The sequence below is a fragment of the Sphingobacterium paucimobilis HER1398 genome (assembly GCF_000416985.1).
GTDB lineage: Bacteria > Bacteroidota > Bacteroidia > Sphingobacteriales > Sphingobacteriaceae > Sphingobacterium > Sphingobacterium paucimobilis.
In genome coordinates this window covers 372,856-398,895 of record NZ_ATDL01000004.1, presented here as the reverse complement: position 1 = coordinate 398,895, position 26,040 = coordinate 372,856, and the positions used below count along the sequence as shown (strand labels likewise).

Sequence of the window (26,040 nt, the reverse complement as noted above, 5' to 3'; positions counted from 1 at the left end):
ATTTAAAGTTATAATCCAATGTCCAGGCCAAACATAAATGTCTTAGCCCAAGGATAGGTTTTGGCCGTACTCGTCGAGACTTTATAGGTATTCTTCGTTGCAGCCTGTTCAGGATCTATATATTTACTCTTCAGCTTCGTATAAGTCCACAGATTCTCTCCACTCAAATAAAAGCGTAAACGTGATAATCCAATTTTTCCTACAGTTGCTTCAGGAAGACTGTAGCCCACAGTCAGATTTTTCAAACGTATGTACATGAGGTCCTGCAGATATTTTGTATTCGCAACCCCCAGCGAACGGTTCGTTGCATTTAAGGCAATATAACCTCTAGGCCTAGGGAAATAGGCATCCGGATTATCTTCACTCCATACCTGTGACATAAAATCGCGTGGGATAAAAGTTGCGTAGGGCCTAGAATAAGGACCCCAGAAGTTTATAGCTTCTGCCCCTGGGTACCAGTGCTGCCTACCTATTCCCTGAAAAAACACGGAGACATCAATCCCTTTCCATGAAGCTCCTGTATTGAAGTTAAAGTTATACCTAGGCAGAGAGTTTCCGATGACCCTTCTATCTCCAGGATTGGCCAATGTGTTGTCGCCCATAGATATTACCTTATCTCCGTCTAGATCCTCAAATTTCAAATCACCTGCGCGCAGGCCTTGATCGATAGCGGAAGAATTGATAATCGCATTCACCGCTTTTTGATCTACAGCATAATTTTTCGCTTCTTCATCCGTTTTAAAATAACCATTCACCTCATATCCCCAAATCTGTCCTAGACGTTGCCCTTCATAAAAATTACTTAGGTTTTTATTCGGATTATCAAAACGTGTGATCTTCGATGTATTATCCCCTACACCGATTCCTACATGATAGGCAAAAGGCTTAGCAGCAAGTTCAAATTGATCTTTCCAGGACACGCTCACCTCCCATCCTTTAGTCATTAAATCAGATGCATTCTCTTTAGGGAAGCCTGCTCCATAATAGGCAGGAATGGCTTTACCCAACGTTAACATATTCAAAGTTTCACGCCAGTATACATCCCCATTAAAAGTCACCCTTGATTGAAGTAACTCGACATCCAATCCTATATTGGTAGTATTTACAGTTTCCCATGTTAGGGCACTCGAGTTTGGAGCGCTCTCATCAGCAAACGGAGCCACACTGCCATCGCCAAATGAATATTTTAAGACGCCGCCTGCGTTGACTGTTTGTATATAATCGTAATACCCCACCTGTTGATTCCCCAAAGAACCATAAGAAGCTCTTAACTTAAGTCCAGAAAATAAATGTTGATTCCAATCTTTGAAAAAATCTTCACGATCTACTCTCCATCCAGCAGAAAACGATGGAAAAAAACCGTAACGATGATTTTTAGCAAATCGGGAAGTACCATCGTACCGTCCAGCGGCCTCTAACAGATAGCGGTCTTTATAGTTGTAATTTGCCCGATAAAACACACCGAATAAGGCATACTCATTCTGTCCCCCATTTACTTCGATTACATCTCCCGTAGCGAGTTCTAAATCTGTCAGCTGATTACTCAAAAGGCCGTCCCGTGCAGCTTTTACATCCTTTATATAACGGGTTTCGTAATTATACCCTCCCATTAGTTTAAAATTATGGGCATTGTTCCATGTATGCTCATAGGTAGCATACATATTTACACCTTGAAAATAATGATTGATCTGTGATTCATAAAGGCGATTATTACCAATTCCTGTTGTAATACTCAATTCCTCCCCTGGGTATTTGGAATAAGGAATATTAACCGAACGGTTCATTGTCTGATAATTGTAATGCGTAAAGCGATAACTCGATCTCAGCTCCAATCCCTTTAACGGCTTTAATACAGCTTCTATCGTTGGTGAAAATTCCGATATTTTATCCATATTATGGTGTAATCCCTGTGTCAACATCGCAGAATATCCATCCATAACATTATAATTACTGATAGTCGTAGCATATACTAAAGTTCCGTCAGGATTACGAGGCACGATACTCGCCAAACCATGACTGACAGAATTCTCGAAAGTTTTTTCCACACCTCCCACACCAGGATAACCATATGCAGAGTTAAAATAAGTTATATTCGTATTGATATCTAGCCAAGGTTTTACTTCAAAATCTACTTTAGATCGTAGGTTATACCGTTTGATTTGATCTGGATTCTGTCTAAATATTCCCTTTTGGTCGTAATAATTACCAGAAAGGCTATATCGTATATGATCAGCCCCACCTACTACGCTAATATCGTGCGACTGCATTGGGCGCTTATCATCAAACAGGTAACTATACCAATCTGTGTTTCCATAATACACATAGCTATCACGCCCATCCCGTTTATCCAGTACTACCCATGGCCTATCAGGATGTTCCTTCTTATCCTCCCGTCGTATCCATAGCTGATAGTAATCATCATCTGTGTACCTCGTATAGTTTGTTCCTGCATATTGCGAAAAAAACTTATCGTTTATAGCTGCAGAATAGTATCCTCGCCGCTCGTAATCAGTCGATGTAGTTGGTGTACTCACAGACACTTGTCCGCTATAGTTGATTGCAGTGGCACTTCCGCTTCCAGACTTAGTCGTCACTATAATGACCCCATACGAAGCTCTTGCACCATACACAGCTGCAGCTGACGCATCTTTCAATACTGTTACGGATTCGATATCATTCGGATTGAGGCGATTGATATCCCCCTCAAAACCGTCAATAATAATCAGTGGCTTTGCATCGTTAGAGATGGAGTTCACGCCACGGATATTGAAGCTACCTGCTGCCCCAGGCCTACCAGTCGAGAAACTGACATTCAAGTTGGGTACTGTCCCTTGCAAGAGTGATGAAGCATTCCCTCCTGGTCTACTCTTTAGTAACCTTGTATCTACTACACTAGCGGCAGCAGTAAGATTACCTTTTTTTTGTGTACCATATCCCACTACTACAATATCACTCAATACACTGATCGCTTCTTCCATAGTTATATCCAAAGTAGAGGAAGTCGTCGGCCTTACCTCTCTACTCGCATAGCCCACTGACGAAAATCTTAATAAGTTTTCTTTACTATGCATCGTAATAGTATATACCCCTGCATTATTAGAGATCACACTATTCCCCGTACCAACCTCCAATACCGTCACTCCTCCCAAAGCCTCTCCCTTCATATTGGTAACACGTCCGGTGACCTGTCTTTGCTGTATTGCAGCGACTACTTCACTATCCCCCATCGATTGCCTCTCAGCAACACTGGACAGTACAATGTTCTTATCTACTATTTTATATCCAAGACTATACTTACTGGATATCTCATCCAGCACATCTCTTAATTGGGCTTTAGAATAAAGGACATCCAATTTAAGTTCTTGCGGAATAGTTGATTCATTGAAGAAAACATTATATCCAGTTTGCTTTCTGACTTCTTTCAGCAACTCTTCAATTTTCAGATTCTTCTTCTTTAGCGTAATGGTCTGCCCTATCGTTACCGCGCTTACATTCAGGCTGGCAACCACAAGCAAAGGAACGGCTAGGCTCAACTTCATGAGAATAGATTTAATAGGCGGAATCTGCTTTCTATCCAGAAAGCTATTTCCTAGTTTTTTTCCATACATTTGTGTTGATTGTTAATTAATTGATAACAGGTTATTTTTCAATCATGTCAGCTCGCTGACTCCAAGTCAGGGGTGTTGCAAGCACTCCTGATCTTTTCAGGTTTTTGTTTCTATTTCTTTACAGTTATTACCCTCCCTTCTCTTGAAAATTTTATAGAGCCTGTGAGCGCTATTGTTTCTAATAGTTTATCTATATTTTCATATTTAGATATAGTTCCGGTGAACGAATCCTTACTAAAATCACCCTCGAAGTGCACCTCAACATTGTACCAACGGGATACCGCAGCCATTACATCTCCAATTTTAGATTTGTGAAAAGCAAAATCCCCATCTTTCCATGCCACGGCGTACATAGGATCTATAGCTTTTATTTCAAAGGACTTATCAAAAACAGCTTGTTGATTGGGTTCGAGAAATACTTGACCGTGATGATCCTTTAAGCTAACTCTCCCTTCTACCAACGTGGTTACTACGGTGCTTCCATAGCTACTGATATTAAATGTAGTCCCTAAAACCTCGAGTTCCTGATCTTTCGTCATCACCTTAAAAGGAATCCGTTTATCGGCTATTGTACGTTTTGCCACCTCAAAATACACCTCTCCTTCACACTTCACAATTCGCTCTCTATCTAGAAAATGCGCAGGAAAACTCACTTTGCTTTCCGCATTCAGCCATACTAGCGTCCCATCTGGTAGTTCCAACTTAAACTGCCCTCCTTTAGGTGTAGATAAGGTATGGTACTTCAAACTACCCGTGCTCGTTCCAGTAGGACTATACCTGAACACCATTTCTTTACCTTCTCCATTGGTTAGATAAAAACCTTTATCCATCAATTCTGCTCCACCACTCAGACTATCTAAATCAAATATGCGGCCATCGTCCAACTGAATTTGCGCGCGATCCTGGCCATGCACCACTTCACTTCCAGTCCTCGCAACAAGATCGCCTACCTTTGACTTGGGGTACCACCAGATTACAGAGCCTAGAATCAGTAAAACAGCAACAGCAATTTTATAATATGGTATAGTTTGTTTTTGATCAATCCGACGTGCCTTTCTTTGTTGTCCTACCCGATTGTCATTCCAAACATTCTTTAGAATCCTATCAGATCCATAGAGGTTAACTTCCGGCACTTTCTCTTGGGGCTGCAGATTGTCGTAATAATTTTCCAATAAATCATGCTGTACAGGATCTGCCAACACCTCCTGAAGCTCATGATACTCCTGCTCGGTGCATTGTCCGTTATGATATTTTGAAATCAGTTCTCTTAGTCTCTTTTCTTCCATCTGCTGTGATACTTCTATAAGTATACACGCATCAGTATGAAAAATGTACTATTGCGAAAGTAAAAAAAGTAAAAAAAGGGATAAAAACAACATTTTACTGACTTTGAGCCGTATCAGTTTTGTAGCATTAGCGATTTGATTTCTGACTGTATGAGGAGAGACGCCTACGGATTCTGCAATTTCTTTATAGCTCATTTCCTCAATCTTGTTCATTTTAAACACCTTTTTCTGTTCTGTTGGGAGTTCATCTATCATTTCATGAATCCGGCTTGTCATATCATCATCCAAGATGGACAAGCCTCTGGCTTCACTACTTTCTTCAAAGGTATATTGCAGATATTCCTGGTACTGCATTCGAACCACAGATTTACGAAACGCAGATATGGCCATACGTTTTGATACCGTATACAAAAAGGGATAGAGTGCTTCTGGTTCCTTTATCTTTTCTTTATTAATAAATAATTGAATAAAAGTCTCCTGTATTACCTCATTACTCAATTCCGTATCGTTACAAAGATTATTAATTTTTGTAAACAGCGTTTTATAATAAGCGTGGTATACAGATTCAAATACCTGCTCATCTCCATCTCGGAACTGTTCAAACTCTTTAGCAGTGATTTTAAATCCAGCAATAGCCATAAGCCAAATGTATTACAAGTAAATTAATGCTATGTAAACTTCTTATTAATTTTGTAAACGATATAATTGGATATACGAAGTTATAAAATACTTAAAGAAAAAAAGAATCCTAAAAACCTATTAAAAAAACACTAAGTTTACACTAATAAAATTAGCAATCCATGAAACGATCCGGCACAGCAGATCTCCCCTTACACTACGGCAAAGTTCCTAGCTGGCTTTACGAGCGTATGTCGGCGTTAGGTCTTTCTATTGTCGAAAATATATTGACCGACTATGGAAAGGACGAAGTCTTGAAAAGATTGGCTGACCCTTTTTGGTTCCAGAGTTTTGGTGCTGTACTGGGCATGGACTGGCATTCATCCGGCATCACGACCTCCGTCATGGGTGCACTAAAAAGAGCCATTAATCCACATTCCGCACAACTCGGACTATACATCTGTGGAGGCAAAGGAAAATTGTCCCGCCACACACCAGACGAGATACAGCGTGTAGCATATGCCACAGGAGTAGATGGTAACAGCCTCGTTAGAGCGAGTAAGCTCACGGCCAAGGTAGACAATACCGCTATACAAGATGGCTATCAGTTATATCTTCACAACTTTATTGTTTCCAATGAAGGGAACTGGGCCGTAGTACAACAGGGCATGCACCAATACGATGGTACCGCCCGACGCTACCACTGGCACTCCCAGCATCTAAAGTCATTCATCGATCAACCCCATAGTGGTATACGCGGTGTATCCAGAGGAAGGATCTTAAACCTGACCGCTTTGGAAGCTACTCAAAACCGTCAAGGCATCTTATCACTATCAAAAGAGGATGCTGAATACACCCTCCGACAAATCCGCCACCTACACATGCCTATGAGACACGATGTCCAGTCCAAGGATGTCAATTTAAAACGACTGGGCGCACTTTTATATGTCACCCGCGAGGCCGATATCCACACTTTTGAAGATCTGCTCCTTCTACAGGGCGTGGGTCCCCGGACCTTACAGTCACTGGCACTAGTCAGCGAAATCATACACGGCGCACCCTGCCGCTTCGACGATCCAGCACGTTTTTCCTTCGCCCATGGCGGAAAAGACGGGCATCCGTTTCCAGTTCCCACCAAGGTCTATGACGAAGGAATCGCCATACTGCGCAATGGAATAGAAAAATCAAAATTAGGCCATACAGACAAGCTAAAAACCATACAAAAACTTCATCAGATTGTATTACAGGCAGAGCAACAATTTACCCCTTGCTTTGACGTACAACAAGTCATCGAACAAGAACGGAAAGACGCTTGGCAATACGGCGGCAAGACCGTGATGGGCGATTCCAAGAAGCCCATTCAAACCCAAAAAGGCCAACAATTATCATTCTTTTCTTAACCAGCAGCACCTTCTACATTTTTACGGCCTAAGAATATTGATATCCAGAGCAGCCCGATTGACAAAAACAACAGCAAGGCAACTACCGCCAGCCCCAAAGGTATATAGGGAATGTAGACTCCCTGCATTCCGGTCAATCCTTCCAACAATAGCAAAGATTCATTACCAACAATCCCCACTATAAATGATATCAACGCCCACTTGGTGAGCGGAGTTTCACGGGTAACAGCATTCAAAAATACAAAGCCCAAAATAAATAACGTGATTATGCCCAACAGCACCAAATGTAAATACCCAATCACAATCGGACGGAAACTGTAGGTCAACGGTTGAAATTTGGGAATCAGCGCCATAACGTACAATAGCAATTTAAGACACACAGCCAATAGCACACACAGCAGTACACTGCGCAGCCAGACCGGCTGGATACCTTTTCCTCGCTTCACCCCCGGGACCATTCCCACTACCCAATAAAACCAACTCACATTCTGACACACGACTGCCATACCCAAAATAACATACAACCATACGGGCAGATCCATCCACAGTAGCGACAACAGGTAAGCAGGTACACAAGTCCATGCAAAAAAACGATACAGTATTGTCCCACCAGACACTTCTATCTTATGCGAGGCTAACCAATGATGCCACAAGCCCATGCAAGCGAAGAAAAACCAACCATTATACTGAAAGTGAAGAAAGAAATATACCGCCGATAATTGCTTATCACCGTCTACATTATGTGTTGCCTGTAGATAAGCCAGGTAAAATGTCCCAACCGAAGACAGCACTAAAAAGACAAGTGCCGCCCTAAACCATTTCCGCACCAAGGGAGACAGTAGAGCTTGGCCAACAGCACGCCACAGCATCCCTACAAATACATAAGACAGCAAGATGGTAAGCGTAGAAAAGACAATGGAATAGCGTCCATACCCTTGCCAGGAAAAACAGAACAACATTCCATAGGAGGCCAACATATTAGCCCCTAAAAGCAGCTGATAACGTTTTGGAAGGCACTCACCCGGTTCACGCCGCAATACCACCATAGTCATCAAAACCATCAGCATATGGGATATCCAACCCGAAAAAGCAAAATGCGAATGTGCATGAAGAATAAACTTCTGATTAAGCCAAGTCTGCGGAAAGATAACCATACTGCGCATCAGCAGTCCAAAGGCGGCCACCAACATCAAATTGAATACACCCAGGACCGTCCACTGCCGTATAGTGATTGAGGAAAAGAATCCACCCATATTAACCACAAATCTAACAACTTACAGCACCAGTTCCTATGCTGAAAATTATAATTTTAAGTGATAGATATCACATGTACTATCATTATAATATACGAGACAAAAGCCTATCAATCTAAAGGCAGCATCCAGGCGATGAGTGTAAGATAGAGTCCCATATCCTTTTTACTTAAGTTTTGCCGTAATACATTCAATACTTTAGATTTAGCAAAATAAACATTATTAGCAGTCGTATTTAATACCCTACAGATCTCTTCCGTATCCAAACCTTCTATATATGAGAGTCTAAAAATCTCGGCCTGCTTCTTAGGTAGCTTCTCCAGTTCTTGAATAATTTGCTTGATCAGTTCGATATAGATGATCTGTCCCAACATATCCCCTTCTTTTCCCTCGATACTGGTCCAATCATTATGGGATAGAGAGATCTTTTTCTGGTAGGCCGACCCCATATGATCATAACAAGCATTTCTAGTGACCGAAAACAGAAAAGATCGCACCATTTCATAGGTTTCCATTTTTTCTTTTCGCTGCCACAACTTACAAAATGACTCGGAGACTATCTCTTCAGACACTTCCCTATTCTTGGTAATCTTGTAAGCAAAAAAATGTAACGGTTCGCCAAATTGAGCGATAAAATACTGTAACCCCGCTTCATGTCCAAGACATAGAATTTCAACATATTTCAGGTCGTCTTTCACGCTCTAGAGGTTTAGATAATTTTGATAGCATAACTAAGTTAAGCAATATAAATCAAACGCCACAGCAGGTAAGCTAAAAAAATGCACCTACATACAGCTAATAAATAGTTCGATGCGAAATTAAATAAAACCAACTAGAAAAGACTTCTCCCAACGATTACATAATCATTATATAACATACTCCTAACATGAGGAGTATGTTATACCTATTTTCTATAAGAAGCTATTTCAACACACCATTTTCCCAGGTTAACATTTCTCCCCAAAATGGCATAATGGTGTTTTTGCAGGCCACATGAGGAAGATGTTTCAATGTCTGTGTAATGGAAGCCTGCCCTTTAGGGTAAGGTTTATGTCTCATTTCAATGAGGTGCGACAACAGCGCATAATTGGTTTGTACCTGACCATCTCCCGCACCTAAAATTTCATTTTCTCTTGCCGCTCCCCAACGCAATACCACTACGTCTACCGGTCCCTGTACTTCTTGGAACCGTTGTGGATCAAAGCCAGAATCTCCGCAATGTAGGATAGAAAAATTTCCTGTATCATCTCCACAATCGATACGAACCACAGCTACAAAATTAGGGAGATCAGGGCTTCTCAAATGATCTGATATATCGGTTTGTAATGTAAAGTTTCCAATTTTATAACCAGTGGCAACAGTGGAAAAATAGGGAGCGTTGTCGATATCAAAATTAGTGATCACAGGCTTGCCCAATTGCTTCATGGCGGCCATTAATTTCAGATTGGCATGATCCCCATGATTATGCGTAATATACAAGAAGTCCAGATAAGGAGCCAATTGCTCCGCCAATCGATGATCCACATCTATTCCGAAACAGCCAGAAGGTGTCTTAATGACAAACCCCATATTGTACAGCATCCATACGGATGCTGTACCTTTTTTGACCTTGGTATGCTTTACCTCTTTCAACACCTTCTCAAACGCCGCTCTATAGGCATATAGAATAGGTTCTTTATGCTCCAATTCTTCTGCTTCTTCCTCAGACTTCTTCAGATACTCTTTAAATGGAACGTCAGAATAAGGGTCAGAATAAGTCTCGATCGTCTTCAACAGGGATACACGTTCCTCACTCAATACCAGAGGACTCGTTTTATTCAACTTCTTGATCGTCTCCACCCCTACATTCACATAGTTTTTCTGGTCCTTTTCAAAAGATCTCTTTTGGGCACTCGAAAGCTGACAAAAAGCGAGTAATAAAATTGATAAAGCGTATTTAAACATATGTTGAGATTTATTGCATCTGTCCATTTTTCCAAATCATTTTCTCTCCCCAAAACGGAATAATGGTATTATCACATTTCACACCAGGAAGATGTTTCAGTGTTTGCGAGATCGAAGCCTGTCCATTCGGATATGGATCATGCCGCAGTTCTATCAAATGAGACAATATAGCGTACTTAGGCTCCACTTGACCACTGCCCGTCCCCAAAATATCATTTTCTCGTGGTGCACCCCATCTTAGGACAGCCAAATCTAAAGGCCCCTCTACCTTTGTAAACTCAGTCGGTCTGAATCCTGAATCTCCACAATGCAGCATAGAGAAATTTCCAGCATCCGCACCACATTCGATACGGAATACGGTCACGAACTTCGGCAATGCTGGATCCCGCAAATGATCTGTAATATCGGTACGTATTTTTATATTTCCAATAGTAAAGTTCTTAGCATCTTCTGAATAGTACTTGGTATCCTTTTTGTAAAAATTTGACAATACAGGTTTACCTTTTTTATTCATAGCATCCATCAGTTTTACATGAGCATGATCTACATGATTATGTGTCACACAAATGAAATCCAGATAGGGCTCTAACTTTTCTGCCCAGCGGTGGTCCACATCTATACCAAAAGTCACTGAAGGAGTTTTGACAACATAGCCCATATTATACAGAAGCCATACTGCGACCGAACCATAGGCGACATCGGTATGCTGTACTTCATCCATCAGTTTGTCAAAAGCCCTCCCATACGCATATAGGATAGGAGTTGTATATTCCATATCGACCGATGCCTCATCCCCAGCCTTAAGATATTGTCCAAACGAAGCTTTCGGAAAACTATCCGAAAACACCTCAATCTGTCTCAATACGGCCAATCTTTCGTTGTCCAGCGAAAAAGGAGAGGTTTGCAATAATGCCTCATAAACGGCTATTCCGTCATTGGTGGGTATCCTTGTCTCCAAAAATGCCGTAACATCCAACGTATCAATATCCGTCTCGTTGATCAAGAATCGTGTTTTTGTACGAACTAAGCCTCCTCTTTTGGCATCTACCAACGGATAGTTTTTATCTTTCACAAAAACTTCGGGTGTAAAACTACCATCTATTTTTTCATAACTGATAATATTACCGACTGCACCTACCCGCTCCTCAAAGGTCACCTTATCCACTTTGGAGGATACCTTTGCTGGAGAGTTGACCAATGCCGAGACATAATCAGTCCCGTAAATATTGGCACTGATCGATTCCATCAATGATTTATTGCCAAATTTATCAACATTCTGTGCCTTGATTTCTAATGGTCCTTGGAGATCAGCAAATTCGATGACTTTAAAATACCCCCCCATGATTGGGTCAAAATTCGCCTCATTATAATCCACTCGCATCGAATCTTTTGTATCTCCCTGCGTATTCCAAGTCAGCACACTATGTGACCTATTGGCATCAGTCGTTGGAAAGAGATTGACACGGATTCGGTAATATCCCGACTGTGCCCCCATTTCTTTAATCTTACCGGCATAGACCAAAGGTCCATCTTTTATATGTTGGTTCAGCAGATCATCTGCATTATCGCAGCCTACCAGAAAAAGCTGAAAAAATGCCCATAAAAGTATATAGTTAATTTTGCTCATAGCTTCTATTGTTAAGTAAAGACAATGTTAATAGCGTTTCAATATTTCACCAAACATCTGAAACTCATTGATTGTATAATATGCTTCATTTTTGTTATAAGACTCCATAAGCTGCAACCTCATATAGCGGAATGGTTCAGTGGGTTTTGCATCAGGATTCACATTATCCTCATTGATCAAATATTCTTGATTATTATTGAACCAGTCTTTTTCCTCATCGGTCAGACTCGCCAGGTTGACCGGAGTCTTACCCACATATTCACCGATCAGGGTCCATCCTTCTGGAAACTTGGCCCAGCGTGCGCTATTCGCATCATTGGTACCCCATATTCTGAAACGCTTAGGACTGGATCTCGAATAAGTATAAGAAATATGCACCCGAGGTGATATTTTCACCCTATTCAGACGGGCCTCCATATTCAGATCAAAAGTCGCATACACATCGTGTACCGTTTCTCGTTTTGAAGGATCTGTATTGGATAGATCTTTCACAAACTTGTAGCCATAGTACAGGTTTCCGGAAGTCACACCATTAAACATTGTCTGTGGAGCATTGCCCGCTGCGTGGGCATTTGCATCATTCTGTATACCAGTGGCCGGATTGACCCCATATATACCATAATCACGACTACCCGCATAGTACGTAGGGTTGAAAAAAGAAACCGCTTTGACATACTTAAATTCTATTTCCTCTTCTTTATACGGTATCAACGAATTGATCATCGTATCCGACCTATTGCCCCACTTATCGGATACTGTAAATCCAAACTTCTGTTCAATAGATGGATATTGACGAACAAAAGCAAACGTATTGACCGAGTCCCTATTATAGATGGTCTTGGTCGGATCTTCAACCAGAGAGACCACCCCCACTTGTAGTATATCTTCGGTCAGCACATGGATAGCCAAAGGGTTAGCATTATTATTTTTCCATTTTAAGCGAACCCCACCAAATGCAGGCTCTACGAAAAGAGACTCAAAAGCAATCTCAAGTGGCGACAAAAGAGGTGCGGCATTGACTGTCGTGATGTCCGATTTATTACCACTCACATCCACACAGGCCAATTCTATAGATTTCTCATCTGTCCCCGTAAATCCCTCCACCAAAATCGTGGAACTGTACCTGGACACTTTGAACTCTACATTTTCTCCCTTTTTATTCTTATAGGTAGCCACCACCTGATCAATATTAGGATTACCAGCAGGTATACTAAAATGAATCTCCAATGCACCAGACTGCGCGACAACCTTATTCACAGTCAGTTTATCGGGTCTGTTCGTATCTATCACCACTTGTTCTACTCCTAGGTAGGTGTCGCCACAACCTATTAATAACGAAAGACAAACGACCATAGCGGTTAAAAATCTCATTATATATTTCATCTTTTCCATTTCTATGAATTAAAATCAGTTATACGCTTACCAACCCGGATTCTGCACGAGCGTCTTGCTTTGCAACAATGTATTCGTACGGATTGGCATCAGGTAATCCTTCATGGAGAACCGAGGTTGTGCCAGCACCCTGACATTGTAAAAATCAGTCTTATTTTCTCCATCCTTATTCCAGCCTAGAATCGGGCGATTAAACATCTCTTCGGCCATAAGCCATCTCCTGACATCATAGTAAAAATGTCCTTCAAAAGCCAGTTCATTCATCCGTTCCCGACGTATAATCTGCCGAAGCCCACCTTCAGTACTAGGCTTAGATTTGAATCTAGCTGACGCATATTTGTTCCAGCTATCTACTACCCCTTCCATCCCTACACGGGCTCTAATCGCATCCAAATAATGAAATGCATTATGTCCACGGGAATCCGTTTGTGTAGGACCACCTACTTCATTCAGACTTTCTGCCAGCAGGAGATACATATCAGCCAGTCGGATAATTGGAAAAGAATAGTCCTCCCGCATCAACGTGATACGTGTCTCTGTATAAGTTGTCTTCAAATGACTCAGCTTTTTTGCGAGGTAGCCTGAGAAGGGGTAACCGCCATAGGCTTCCGAATGCTTGAATCCGCTACCGAAATGGCGCATCATATTCGGGAACGAAGCTTCACTCAATGGTTTCTCTCGTCCTTCCCATATTCCCCCATCAAAACCTACTGATGCATAAAATCGTAGACAGCGATTGAAATGAAGTACAGCCGTCTCTTGCCCCTCTTTTATGAAGTATTTGCTATGCTCAGCGTCAGGAAGCTGCGTATTGTAGCGATTTTGATACCATCCTTTAGTTTCCCAATCTGAATCTTCTTCGATCGGCACCCCTTTGGATGAATAGAACATCTCTACCACATTCAGCGTAGGGCTTTGGCGCTGCCCAATATCTGATCCTGCTGATCCTGCTAAGTTAAAATACTCATCATTGCTCAACATTGTGGCCCAGCGCTGTAAAACCGTTGTACTCTCATTTACGGCCCATATCACCTCTGGATTCCAAGAAGCTGTGACAGCTTGCCTTAGGCTCACCATGGCCTTGGTCGTATCATTGATATTGGTGCTGTTGATGCCACGAATAGCGTTATTCCCGCCGTCTGTGGTCACCATAATAACTGCTCCATCCTCCTCTGCAGCACGTACGGCAGCATCACATGCTGCCAATGCGCGCTCCCATTTTGCTTTTGAATCCCCTACAGGAAAAAGCTCTACCCCCCTCTTATCTTTAAATCCGCTGTAATTATTATTGTTATTGAATAAAGGACTTGCTGCCAATACCAATGTTTTAGCCTTGACACTTAACGCAATAGTTTTCGTAAAACGACCGTACTCACTCACAATATCCAGCTCACCTATAGTAGGCAGATCTTCAATTGCTTCATCCAATGTCTGCACAATATAATCCACCACCTTATCTACAGGTTCGCGATAGATCTCTAATTCTTCCCCCTTGGCCGAAATGGGGATCACTTCGTCCATAATAGGAATAGGTCCATACAATTGGAAAAGGTAGAGGTGCAGGTAAGCTTTTATAGCTTTCACTTCCGCTATCCATTTGTCCCGGGTCGACTCGTCCAGATCACGAGGCCCTCCATCTTCGACACGGATATGATTCAGGAACACGTTACAGTGACGGATTCCCTGCCAGATATTTCTACTGGCACCATTGGCTCCATCCCAAAAATTGACATAAGGATTGGCTACGTTATTTCCTTTCAGAAAGGCCATCTGTGTAGCAGGAGGCCCAGCAGAGAATCCTCCGCCTGTATTTTTTTCGGAGTAGATAATATCTCCGCCACCTGAAATCCCCAGGGTATTGGTCGGGTTTACCACATTTGGCAAGCTATTATAGCAAGTAAACAGATACTTCTCGGCATTATATTTATCCTTAAAGGCATCTTCCAATACCGGCTTGTTGTCGGGTAAAATATCCAGATACTTATTACAGCCGCTGACAGCAGATAATAAGATAAAAGTGAATAAATAATATATACGTTTCATGTAGTATGTCTTTGTAGTTTAAAAATTGATCTGAACCCCTAGATTGAATACGCGCTGTAAAGGGTAAGCAAGACCATTGCCACGCATCTCCGGATCCCATAATTTAAAATCAGAAAAAGTCAACAGATTTGTCCCACTCGCATACACCCGTGTCGAGACACCACGTATATCCGGAATCTTATACCCCATCTCTACCGACTTCAGTCGGAGATAACTTGCGGTACGCATCCAATAATTACTTTTCACAAAATTATTATTGTTACCAGCTGCAATACCGCTACCATCTGGAGACAGACGTGGCCATTTGGCATACAGGTCCCGGTTAGTCTCCGTCCACAGACTTTCGGGAATAAAACTTAGCATTGCTCTATTTCCTTTCAACCCAGTTTTCGAACCATCCTCCGTCCATTGACCGTTTTTCAACTCACCAGAAAACACCTCTACAAACGGTGCCATAGCCCGTGCATCAAGAAAGAAAGAATAGCGTGCTTCACCCTGCACAAATGCCGATATATCAAAGTTTTTAAAACCAAAAGAAGCCCCCAACCCATATTGAATCTCCGGATTGACCGGATACCCCATAGGGACGATATCAAAGGAATTGATAACTCCATCCCCATTTATATCCCGGTACTTGATATCACCTGCCTGATAGTCCCCTCCTGAACTATGCACCTGTTGTATCGGCGAATTGGCCACTTCATCATCATCGATAAATAAGCGTTCGGCGACGTATCCTCTAGACTGGCCAACCTTCTGCCCGATAACTGAGCGCCAAGGCGCAACTTCCGAATAATCCAATTCGTCATATACCGTAATCTTGGACGACCCATAGGTAAAATTACCCCGTAGTATATACCACATACCATTATAGAACGACTTGTTATAATTCAGAGTAAGGTCAAATCCCTTTCCAACAGCTTCACCATAATTGGTACGAATAGTGCCTGCCACGCCCATGACCGACGGTATATCACTTCTTTCCTGTACAATATTGGTCCGGTTTTCACGATAGACTTCGGCAATCAACGAGAGATCATTATTCAACAGCCCCAGTTCTACCGCTAGATTCGTTTTATACGACACCTCCCATGTGATATAAGGGTTGGCATGACGCAAGGTCTGGACCGTAGGCCGTGTAAAGGTCTCGTAAGGGTTATTCCCAAAACGACCTGCCGCTGGGCCATTCAGATTAATATTAGATGTAAAGAAAAAACGATCGTAATCTTTTACGATAACGTCATTACCTACCAGCCCATACGTACCTCTTATCTTGAACTTAGGAATGACAGTCTGTAGCCCTTCCCAGAACTTTTCGTCCGATACCTGCCATCCTAACCCAAACGAAGGGAAGAATCCCCATCTGTAACGAGGGTCGAAACGCTCCGATCCGTTTATCCCGAAATTGAACTCGGCAAAGTACTTCTGTGATAATCCATACGTAAATCGACCCGCAAGAGCCACATTTCGAGACGGAAGTGAGCTATCCAAATTGACTGGACTCCCATCCATACTCTCTTTGACAGACCCCACTAACAGTCCGCCCACATCGTGTTTACCATCGAACTTCCGATTGTACAACATGGCCCCCTCGGCATAATAACGGGCTTGTACTGTTTTTCCTCCCGCTGCATAATCGATATGATCTGAACCTCCCTCTGGGTTCAAAGAAGCCAAATCGTAGGGAAATTCTGGGTTATTCGGATTATACGTTCCTTTGATATATTGGTAGTAAAAAGGATTATAACTTCGAGCGATATTAAAGCCCGAATATCGTGTAAAGCTACCAATAAAACGTGCTTTCAATCCCTCAGTCACCGACTTCAGATCTTGATGCAGTTCTAACTGTGTCAATAAAGTACTGTTTCTCACATCCTCATATCCCCTCATCACATCGGCATAGGGATTCATATATTGAGGTGCCCCATCGCCATATTCGCTATCCGAATAGTTACCAAACAGAATACGATCCACATACTGTGTAGCCCGATCTGGTGCATAGTACGCCGGAAACAATACAGGATTGGCCAATAAACTACGTCCATAGGTGTTTGCACCTCCACTTCCGGACTCCCCTATAGGCCCGGTATAATCGTCAAAGTTGGCATTCAGCCTTACTTTAGCTTCTAAGGTCTTTGTTAAGTTCAAATTCACATTCGAACGGACTGTATATTTCTTGAGGTCAATATTCGTATTGAATGGATTGACATTGTCCACTTTCAATATCCCTCTGTCCTGCGAAAACGATCCTGCTAAATAGTAGGTTGCTGCATTACCACCTCCTGTCAGATTGATATTAGCTCGTTGATTGATTGAATAGTCCTTTGTCATCATGTCCTTCCAATTGACCGCAGGGTACACATACGGATTACGGTTCGGATCCTTAGTCATATTGATCTTGCCTTGCGGATAGGTCAATACATCATGTCGGGTCAAACTAGCAATATTCGAATATTCCATAAAAGTAACTGGATCTACCACATCTACTTTAGTGGTCGGAGTCGAGGCTGATGTCTCGTAACGAAATGAGGTCTTCACCTTTCCCTTTTCCCCTTCTTTGGTCGTCACCAAGACCACGCCATTCGCTCCACGTGCACCATACAATGCTGTCGCTGAAGCATCCTTCAAGATCGAAAAACTAGCAATATCATCGGGGTTCAAGCGCGACAGATCCCTTGAAGTCATCTCGATGTTATCGATCAGAATCAAGGGCGATGCCAATCCACTACCGAACGACGTGACACTACGTACAAAGAACTGGGCATCCTCTTCTCCAGGAGCACCAGTAGATTGGTAAGCTACCAAGCCTGCCATACGGCCTGCCAATGCTGTAGTCAGGTTGCTCGAAGGCGATCGTAAATCTCTCACATTGACAGTCGTGATAGAAGATACTACACTCTCTTTGCTCTGCCGGCCAAAGGCTACGACAACCGTCTCCTCCAACTCTTTATTGTCCTTAGCCAACCTGATATTGATTAGTTTGGAAGCGCCCACTTTTACCCTTTGCTGGATATAGCCTACCATCGAAAAAATCAAGGAATCTCCTTCGTTGACCGCCAATTCATACACTCCGTCTGCAGCCGTATTGGTACCATTCGTGGTTCCTTTCACGAGGACACTTACCCCCGATATCGGGGCATCATCAATCGCCTCCGTCACTTTTCCTGTTATCCGATGTTGTTGAACCAGGGGCAACTCTCTGACCATATCTTTCGTCAGGTTAACTACAGATTTGCCAGTCGCCGCCGTAGATGCTGCAGCTGGTTTTATCACAATCGTGTTGCCTTCCAATAACCAAGCTACGGACTGTCCCTGCAACAGCTTCTCCATCGCTCTTTCAATTTTCATCTTTTGGATATCCGGGCTGACCTTAATCTGTGCAAGAGCTTTACTTTTTATAAAAAACTCATATCCGGTCTGTTGTTGAATGCTTTTCATAGCTTGCACCAGCGACATCCCATTTGCTTTAAGGGTGATGTTCTGTGCGAATCCATTGGCCCATACTGCTGTAATATTTAGCAAAATAAGTACAACTATTAATTTCATAATTAAGAGCACACGGTTAACAGAAGGCCTATACAGTCCTTCAGGTTTTGTTTTAAAAATCATACATTTGTACTGTTTAGATCATACTATAATTTGTTAAAATGAAAAATCTTCTCTTTGCTTAGAGATCATAATTGCGACAGATAGATCAAACATTTGCGGGCAGTGTTCGCGCACTGTCCGCTGCTTTTTCCATCTCCCTTTTTCTGTTCGTTTTTATCCCATAGTAGTTTTTTGTTGGTTTTTAATTGAAGATTAATAATTTGTTTCTTTCTCCTATACGTTCCAGTCTGAATCGAATACCACTGCTCTCCAGTATTTTCAACACCTCTTTGAAACTTTTCTCTCTATTGATACTAGCGTATAGATGTATAGGTTTTACGGCATTATCTATACTGAAATCAAAATCGTACCAACGGCTCAATACCTTGAGCGCCTCTCTCAACTCTACCTCTTCGAAGACAAACCGGTTGTCTTTCCAAGCGATATAAGGCTCTACATCCACTTTTCTTTTGCGCAACCCTTGCTTGCTACGGACTCCCTGCTCTCCAGGAACCAACGGAAGGGTATTACCTCCTACATGTAAGGAAACAGCCCCTTCTATCAGCGTCGTCAGAACATCCCCTTGATCGTCCGCATACGCCTTAAGATTAAACTGGGTACCATGTACCACGACTTGCTGCTCAACTGTTTTGACTATAAATGGAGTTTTCTTTCCATTTTTGGAAAGCGTAGAGACATCAAAATAAGCTTCACCCTGAAGTTCTACCATTCTATCCTCTCCCTTAAATTTAGAGGGGTACGTCAATTTTGAATCGGCGTTCAACCACACCTTTGTACCGTCAGATAATGTGATCTGGTATTGTCCTCCTTTTGGCGTAGCTATCGTTGCAGAGAATACCTCTTCCTGATCCAGATTATGAATCAGTGTACCATCTTCATATTGCAGCTGATCACCCAAGACCACACCATGTTGATCTTCACTGAGCTCGATTATACGACCATCCGACAATGTAATAGAGGCCCTATTGGTACCCGGAGCCAAATCTTGCAGAGCCATGACAGGCGATTTCTTTACTTCCAGGCTATAGTATACAAGACTGATCAACGACAGCACCAAAATTGCTGCTACGTATGGCAGGAGCCTACGATACAGGGCTACTTTAGGCCGTTGATGAATTTTCGACAATGTGTTTTCAAGTATCCTCTTCTGTCGATCCGTCTTCTCCTGTTCCATAGAAAGGCTCAGATACATAGCTGTATCTTCCAGTAAGGTACGGTCATCTTCGACCATCAACAGCAACCTGTCAATAGAGGGATTTTTTTTAGCCAATTCACTGAGCTCCATCAACTCATCAGCTGTAATGGTTCCCTCCATTTTTCTCTTGATCAACCGAGCTATTTCCGAAGTATCGTACATATTACTTTTACCTTAATACCAGCAATACGAATCAAAAAGAAGAACCTTAGTAAAAAAGTGAAATAAATAGCAGTAGTGGATTTAAAACCTCAAAAAATTGATTATCTAATTAAAAATCAGTATACTTATAAAAAACCAATATACTTAGGTATGACTAACCACTATAAACCAGAACAAGCCTGGAAGAGCTTTATATTCTATCCATCTGCAACATTCCTGATTACGGCAGCTTGCTCCTTCTGTGCTTACATTCCACTCTTGCACACATTATCAGGCGATCTTTACGATCAGTTTTTAGCAGATCGTATACAATGGGCACTAATTTTGTCAATAGTGTTTTCCTCTTTCTTTACCTTATGTATAACTCTAATAATATCACGATCTCATAGCCGTAGACCGCTAACCAAAATCACACTCTTCTTCTGGTCCTTCGTTCCTTATTTTTTGTATACTGCTTTCTTTGGATATCTATTCCACAGGCAGAAAAACATTGACCTGGACAAAGTAGTCCCCTACCGTTCCCCTTATTTTATAGACAATGAACCTTTCTCTGCGATAGAAATCGAGTTGACCAAACTATCTTATCAGGGAGACCTAAGCTACTACCTTTACGCTATATCAATTGGCTTTTTGATATTAGCACTATACAAAGGTTATCGAAAGCATTTTTTGACTATGGTACAGTATATCGCCGATAGACCGAGCTCCTATCCACAAGAGACCACAGCTGTTGTGGATAACAGTGAAGAGCTACTTCATAAAGCAGAAAAACTAGCTAATACTTTTTCAAAACCACCGCCCGAAGACACACCTAAAGCCAAGGTAGATATAGAAATGTATGCATTCATCTATGGAAAGGGATTTGACTATGTCATTATTGACCATGGCTTTACTGTACCGATGGTATTCGATAACGAAGAAGGTCCAGAAAATTTCTACGATGGTATATTCCTGCACATCAATGACCTCCTTTATATCCGTTATGACCATATTATGTTAATAGATGTAAAAAAGAAGATTATCATTATATCTCCCTTGCTGCAGAAGGTATTTGACCAGATCAACAAGGAAAGTGTCAAGAAAAAACTCTTATCGTATAGAGCTATTGGCCAGCCTAAAGGGTACTATACCATTGCTCCACATTTGGCCCTCAAATTAAAAAAGAAATTCAATATGGAATAATCTTGCATTACGCGGCGCCAACAGCAGAAAACAACACTATTATCTGTCGGACAAAGGAATAAATTGGGCAAATAAAAATTAAACTTATTAAAAACGCCTACAAACTATTTGCCGCAGAAAGAATACGATATACATGAAACTTCATCACATTTAACAAAAAGTATACGATATACCGTATACGTCGGAAAGTTGGGAAACAAGGAGATTGATTTTATTGGAGATAGAAATGGCACCAAAATATATGTACAAGTCTGTCTAACGTTACTTTATGAAAACACGATAGCCCGGGAATTTGGCAATCTCAAAGATATAGAAGATAATTATCCAAAATACGTAATTACTTTCAATGATCCTATGATCGGTGACAACCATGGCGGAATTTTACAAAGAAATCTAATTGATTTTCTCATGATGGACATCTAACATTCGAAACTAACTATCTTCTTAGTTTTGGTAAAAACAAAAATAACAGGGCCCGATCTCTCGGTCCCTGTTCTGATTTTAGCTAGTGCTTATGTTTATTTCTGTGGAGAAGCTGACTCACGATATAGCTGGCTACTGTTCCTATTACTGCAGTGACGACCGTCTGCAGGATATCCCCCAGCGTGATCGAAGCCCATATCGAGCACAGCGTACCACCTAGGGTACCCGCCCGTATTTCGTTTAGTTTCATAGTTTTTAAGCTTATAAGGTTAAAAAGCAAACATCGTCACCTCGACCTTGCGGAGAGGTCTAAAAACCATACTTAATCAGCTTTATTTGAGTTAACCTGTTATCTTGAAAAAACTGGATAACTCGTTCACCAGATAACTCGTTCACTACTTAACTTGATAACGTCAATATCCATTACTGCTCTTCTTCAACCTCGTCACTTTCTTCACTCGTCACCGCCTCCAATATCCCCAGTCCTACAGCGACGTACTTGATAATATTCAATGCCTTCCCTGGCAATTTGATCGGAGCCAGCAGCAACACCTGTACCGCCTGGCTTATTTTTTTGATTATTTTGTTCATTTGATTTTAAGTTATGGAGGTTAAGAAAGTTATAGTGGTTATAAAAGTTTGTTTAGCGCAGTGGGAACTATAACCTTGTAACTATATAACCTTGTAACCTCCCTCCCTAGCCAATAATTATTTCTACGTCTCTACCTACCGCCTCCACCACCAACTCATACAACATCCTGTAAGCCTTAGTCGACTCATATACGGCATAATCGCCATCGTACAGCTTAAAATATTCGCCGACCAGCAGGCACCCTTCGGTATCGGAGAAATAGTTGCCGATATGGATGTAGACGTACTTAAAATTCGGGATATCCCTGATCTCGATCATACCGCGGTGCACCTCCGGGAACTTACGTTTGTAGCGTGCATTCATAGCTCCATAGGTATTCAGCCCCAACTTATAGCTACCGGCAGGTATCGCCGTCGAGCCTTTTATCTTGACATCCCGTACCAGATCTTCCAATCCATAGCAAAAAAACTCCCCATCGATATAGATCTCAGACAGCGTACTGTTATTCCCCTGTTTAATGCGTTTTACTACTATCTGCATGACACTGCGTTTATTGATTTACAACTTGGCCTAGGAGGGTTACGCGTATAGAAAACAGTATTGTAAGTCCGTTCAAACAGATCGAAAAAGAGAAACGGCTCCGAGCTGTTTAGGACTTCAAGGTTGTTTTTAGCGTAACCATCCAAGCCTTGATCTTTTGGTCCTTTTCTATCAAGGGAAAAGGACTAGGCCTTGCGGCTATGAGCTATCTCACCAACAACCTTGCTGTATTGCTCCAGTCGCCTGCCCCCTTGCTGTTGACGGCACGCACACGCACCTCATAATACTGACCTGGTTCCAGTGGCGCTATCACATTATTTCGGGATGTGCCTGTAACGATACGATCGCTCCAAAGTTCCTCTGGGGTACTGACCTTACGGTAACAGTACTCATACAAGCGCACCCTTTTCTGTGGTTGAAAATCAAGACGCATCTGTCCCGACTGATTGGTGTCCGACGTCCTGACATTTAGAACGATGTCCGGTACTCGGGATGGAGACGAGGGCGCATTGGTCGGAAAACCCGAACTCAGCAGCACCGACAGCTGTCCATCAGCGACCGAGTTGACATAGTATCCCAGTTTCTGCAAACCAGAGACAAGCAGCGGAAAACTCTCATCTTTAAGGGCTGTATCTTCCGGAGATCCCCTTTTTCTTGCTGCAGCCAGTTTGGTTGAAAAATCATCCAACAGGTCCTGAATATCCTCCAGTGCGGGTGTCGGTGTCGGGAAATTTGTATTCCCTGTCATCGCAGCGACTATCGTCGTCGCAGCGCTTAATAATTGATCGTCCAGCATACCGCCAAATCCGATCAGTGCTTTCATTTTTGTAGCCATATTTATTATTTAAATGTTAAAATGTTAGAGATTTAGTTACTGATCACTCGTTACGTGTTACTCGTCACTCGTCACCCTTAACTTCCCCTTTACACCACAAACATAGCCTCGTAATGAAGGCAAAATGAAAGTATCAGCTCGTATCGGCGTCAAAAATTGAAATAGGTCGATATCGTACATTTCGCGCCGATTGGCGCTGACATACAGCTTTTAAGATTCTGCTACATACTTATTGGGATGATGCCCACAGTGTATGGGACACCGCCACACGCCACGGACAATCTCGTACAAAAGTGTGATGGACTGGTACCGAACTTTCACATTCTCACACAAAATATCGAGAGATACGTACATAACTTTAAGAGTCTTGTTCAGAAATGGGAGACAGTTGTACAAAACTTTCATAATCTTGTGCACAAGTTTGAAACTCCTGTACAGAACTGGAAAGAACCTGTGCAAAACTTCAAGTATTCTGTACAAGGATTAGAGAGTCCTGTACAGAAGTACGATAGTATTGTACAAATGTTCAAAAGTATTGTACAAGACATTCACAGACCTGCACAAAACAACAGTAAACCCGTACAAGGAAAGCACATTCCTGTACAGGTTTACCGCATCATTTCACGAGAAACCACCAGGGGCGCCCCCTAGTCACGACTTCTTTTTATACTTTGATGCCATGAGATCCTTGGCTAGGCCACGGGCAAAGTAATAATCAATTTTCCCCAGTTGCATCGGGTTCAACTTGCCTTCCTTTACGTAAGATCGGTAAGTAGAATCCACGACCTTTAGCTTTTCCATCACATCCTGCTTGAACAGCAGCGGCTGGTCCAATAGCGACAGTAGATCACGGTCAAGGATCTCACACATCTTGAGCATCAGGTCTTCCATAATACCGATGCGCCGTTGCAGCAGTTCCATCTGCTGCTCCTGCTTTTGAAGAATAGCCTGTTGGATCAAAAAAGTCTCATGTTGCTTTTCATTTAGATCATTGGCTCTGATCGTCTGGGCGATCATCTTTTGGAATAATTTTTCCATGATAAATTGGGAATGTGCCACAGCACCCTCTCCGGAGCGCGCAGATATGCTGAGTATATGTAGACACACAGCCTACTGCGAAAACAATACATAGGCCTTTTAAAAATTACCACTCCCCCCTCCCCCTTACTATCAATCCTTAGTCAGCGCAAATTCAATCTTAGTCTTTAGGTTGCGGAAGAATACAGTACGTTCGCGTTCGGCACCAATACCCACAGCAGTAGATTTATTAATAGTAGCATTAAAAGAACCAACAAACGCCTCCACTATCCCCTGCGCCTGTGTATACATACTATTGATCGTATCTGTCTTGATCGAAAGGCTAATCCGTCCATTGTCACGCAACAACATATATCCCTTTTTGGCTGGACTATGTCTACGGTAAAAATCGAAGCGTACGCCCGAGGACTTCACGCCCGCTGCTGCTGTCTTCCGAAAGTCTTCCAACAATTCGTCCAATTGACCAAGAATTAAAGATCGACTGTCAGGATCGTCATAGCGTTCCAATACCTGGAAATGGTCTATCTGATAGAGCAGCGAATCTATCACAGCATCGTCCCAGACTTCTACACTAGGAATACGTTCATAAAGCGCTGCAATTTCCTCAAACACTGTGTCCAATTTATATTCTTCCATACGTTTTACAAACTGCTCATAGCTAAGTTCAACTTTCAGTGTATCATGAGCAAAAGAGTACAGTTTGAAATAGACAAGCTCTACATAAGGCATGAAATAAAATATCGGCAACTCATCTGCATGAAAGCATATATGCACATCAGGAGCCTCCACAACTCTTTGCAACATCTCCCGAAAACCACGAATGTAATGACAATAGCCTGGTATATCATCCATATCCAATGGAGCAAAACGAAATGTCACCTCATCCGTACGCGATTGATGCAGATCCCCAGGGGAAAGCACAAAGTGACCTACCAATTTCATGAGACGGTCATAGCGGATATAGGTTTTTCCATAGCTCCACTTGGACACCGTATCGGTGCTGACCGATAGCAGTGCGGATACATGTGCATACATCTCCACTCGACTTTTAAACCGGGTTAAAATAACCTCAAAAAGTTCTTTCTGTGTCTTCATATTTAGTAATGTTGTTTAGCACCCACAAGTTAACCAATTAATAATCAACAAAAAAACACCACAGCATTACACCTTTCAGGCCTATATCCGCCTAATCTCTATTTTTTTACCAGTGATTATGCCATATATTCCCAAAATCACACATGCAGCTTACCCTATTCATCAACCTTACGTAAACATACTACACACCTGCTCTGT

The 26,040-nt window shown here is 42.1% G+C and carries 21 protein-coding genes; 4 read left to right on the top strand and 17 right to left on the bottom strand.

Going from position 1 to position 26,040, the window contains the following annotated elements; all coding sequences use genetic code 11:
* Positions 1-8: 8 nt before the first annotated feature.
* The 3 genes from M472_RS27265 to M472_RS27255 all read right to left on the bottom strand — a co-directional run bounded on the left by M472_RS27265 (position 9) and on the right by M472_RS27255 (position 5,533).
* Complete coding sequence (locus tag M472_RS27265; RefSeq protein ID WP_021069010.1) at positions 9-3,608, bottom strand: SusC/RagA family TonB-linked outer membrane protein; 3,600 nt, start codon at positions 3,606-3,608, stop codon at positions 9-11.
* A 110-nt stretch (positions 3,609-3,718) separates the two neighbouring features.
* On the bottom strand, positions 3,719-4,894 hold the full coding sequence (locus M472_RS27260; RefSeq protein WP_021069009.1) for a FecR family protein: 1,176 nt from the start codon (positions 4,892-4,894) through the stop codon (positions 3,719-3,721).
* 48 nt (positions 4,895-4,942) lie between these two features.
* A complete protein-coding gene (locus tag M472_RS27255; protein ID WP_021069008.1) occupies positions 4,943-5,533 on the bottom strand; it encodes an RNA polymerase sigma factor in 591 nt (196 codons plus the stop codon).
* A gap of 161 nt (positions 5,534-5,694) precedes the next feature.
* Between M472_RS27255 and M472_RS27250 the strand changes: the two genes are divergently transcribed.
* Positions 5,695-6,912 (top strand): DUF763 domain-containing protein, encoded by a 1,218-nt coding sequence (locus M472_RS27250; protein WP_021069007.1) that lies wholly within the window; start codon positions 5,695-5,697, stop codon positions 6,910-6,912.
* Here the strand turns inward: M472_RS27250 and M472_RS27245 are convergent.
* The 8 genes from M472_RS27245 to M472_RS27215 form a co-directional block, all read right to left on the bottom strand.
* A complete protein-coding gene (locus M472_RS27245; RefSeq protein ID WP_021069006.1) occupies positions 6,909-8,165 on the bottom strand; it encodes a hypothetical protein in 1,257 nt (418 codons plus the stop codon). The genes M472_RS27250 and M472_RS27245 overlap by 4 nt on opposite strands.
* A gap of 110 nt (positions 8,166-8,275) precedes the next feature.
* Positions 8,276-8,863, bottom strand: coding sequence for an RNA polymerase sigma factor (locus tag M472_RS27240; RefSeq protein ID WP_021069005.1), 588 nt, complete (start codon positions 8,861-8,863; stop codon positions 8,276-8,278).
* A 223-nt stretch (positions 8,864-9,086) separates the two neighbouring features.
* Positions 9,087-10,109 carry an MBL fold metallo-hydrolase gene (locus M472_RS27235; protein ID WP_021069004.1) on the bottom strand — a complete coding sequence of 341 codons (1,023 nt, stop codon included), beginning with the start codon at positions 10,107-10,109 and terminating at the stop codon, positions 9,087-9,089.
* 10 nt (positions 10,110-10,119) lie between these two features.
* Positions 10,120-11,736 carry a DUF4998 domain-containing protein gene (locus tag M472_RS44350; RefSeq protein ID WP_021069003.1) on the bottom strand — a complete coding sequence of 539 codons (1,617 nt, stop codon included), beginning with the start codon at positions 11,734-11,736 and terminating at the stop codon, positions 10,120-10,122.
* Positions 11,737-11,763: 27 nt separating this feature from the next.
* Complete coding sequence (locus tag M472_RS27230; protein WP_158499870.1) at positions 11,764-13,107, bottom strand: DUF5126 domain-containing protein; 1,344 nt, start codon at positions 13,105-13,107, stop codon at positions 11,764-11,766.
* Positions 13,108-13,155: 48 nt separating this feature from the next.
* Positions 13,156-15,171, bottom strand: a complete 2,016-nt coding sequence (locus M472_RS27225) for a RagB/SusD family nutrient uptake outer membrane protein (RefSeq protein ID WP_021069001.1) — start codon at positions 15,169-15,171, stop codon at positions 13,156-13,158.
* An 18-nt stretch (positions 15,172-15,189) separates the two neighbouring features.
* Positions 15,190-18,717 carry a SusC/RagA family TonB-linked outer membrane protein gene (locus M472_RS27220; RefSeq protein ID WP_200859594.1) on the bottom strand — a complete coding sequence of 1,176 codons (3,528 nt, stop codon included), beginning with the start codon at positions 18,715-18,717 and terminating at the stop codon, positions 15,190-15,192.
* Positions 18,718-18,961: 244 nt separating this feature from the next.
* Entirely contained in the window at positions 18,962-20,137 is a 1,176-nt protein-coding gene (locus tag M472_RS27215) for a FecR family protein (protein ID WP_021068999.1), read from the bottom strand.
* Between the two features lie 150 nt (positions 20,138-20,287).
* On the opposite strand from M472_RS27215, the gene M472_RS27210 reads away from it, so the two are divergent.
* Both M472_RS27210 and M472_RS27205 read left to right on the top strand, forming a co-directional pair.
* On the top strand, positions 20,288-21,319 hold the full coding sequence (locus M472_RS27210; RefSeq protein ID WP_144062639.1) for a hypothetical protein: 1,032 nt from the start codon (positions 20,288-20,290) through the stop codon (positions 21,317-21,319).
* Positions 21,320-21,427: 108 nt separating this feature from the next.
* Entirely contained in the window at positions 21,428-21,742 is a 315-nt protein-coding gene (locus M472_RS27205; protein ID WP_021068997.1) for an ATP-binding protein, read from the top strand.
* An 82-nt stretch (positions 21,743-21,824) separates the two neighbouring features.
* Here M472_RS27205 and M472_RS45400 read toward each other — a convergent pair whose 3' ends face one another.
* From M472_RS45400 to M472_RS27195, 4 genes are all read right to left on the bottom strand, one after another.
* Entirely contained in the window at positions 21,825-21,992 is a 168-nt protein-coding gene (locus M472_RS45400; protein ID WP_021068996.1) for a hypothetical protein, read from the bottom strand.
* A gap of 173 nt (positions 21,993-22,165) precedes the next feature.
* A complete protein-coding gene (locus M472_RS45395) occupies positions 22,166-22,333 on the bottom strand; it encodes a hypothetical protein (RefSeq protein WP_021068995.1) in 168 nt (55 codons plus the stop codon).
* Positions 22,334-22,439: 106 nt separating this feature from the next.
* Entirely contained in the window at positions 22,440-22,874 is a 435-nt protein-coding gene (locus tag M472_RS27200; protein ID WP_021068994.1) for a DUF5675 family protein, read from the bottom strand.
* Positions 22,875-23,079: 205 nt separating this feature from the next.
* Positions 23,080-23,709 (bottom strand): fibronectin type III domain-containing protein, encoded by a 630-nt coding sequence (locus M472_RS27195; RefSeq protein ID WP_021068993.1) that lies wholly within the window; start codon positions 23,707-23,709, stop codon positions 23,080-23,082.
* A gap of 237 nt (positions 23,710-23,946) precedes the next feature.
* Here M472_RS27195 and M472_RS27190 point away from each other — a divergent pair, with 237 nt between their 5' ends.
* Positions 23,947-24,360 (top strand): hypothetical protein, encoded by a 414-nt coding sequence (locus M472_RS27190; RefSeq protein WP_021068992.1) that lies wholly within the window; start codon positions 23,947-23,949, stop codon positions 24,358-24,360.
* Here M472_RS27190 and M472_RS27185 read toward each other — a convergent pair whose 3' ends face one another.
* Together M472_RS27185 and M472_RS27180 are read right to left on the bottom strand one after the other, a co-directional pair.
* Positions 24,361-24,747 carry a hypothetical protein gene (locus M472_RS27185; protein ID WP_021068991.1) on the bottom strand — a complete coding sequence of 129 codons (387 nt, stop codon included), beginning with the start codon at positions 24,745-24,747 and terminating at the stop codon, positions 24,361-24,363.
* A 132-nt stretch (positions 24,748-24,879) separates the two neighbouring features.
* Positions 24,880-25,842 carry a hypothetical protein gene (locus M472_RS27180; RefSeq protein ID WP_021068990.1) on the bottom strand — a complete coding sequence of 321 codons (963 nt, stop codon included), beginning with the start codon at positions 25,840-25,842 and terminating at the stop codon, positions 24,880-24,882.
* Positions 25,843-26,040: the final 198 nt, after the last annotated feature.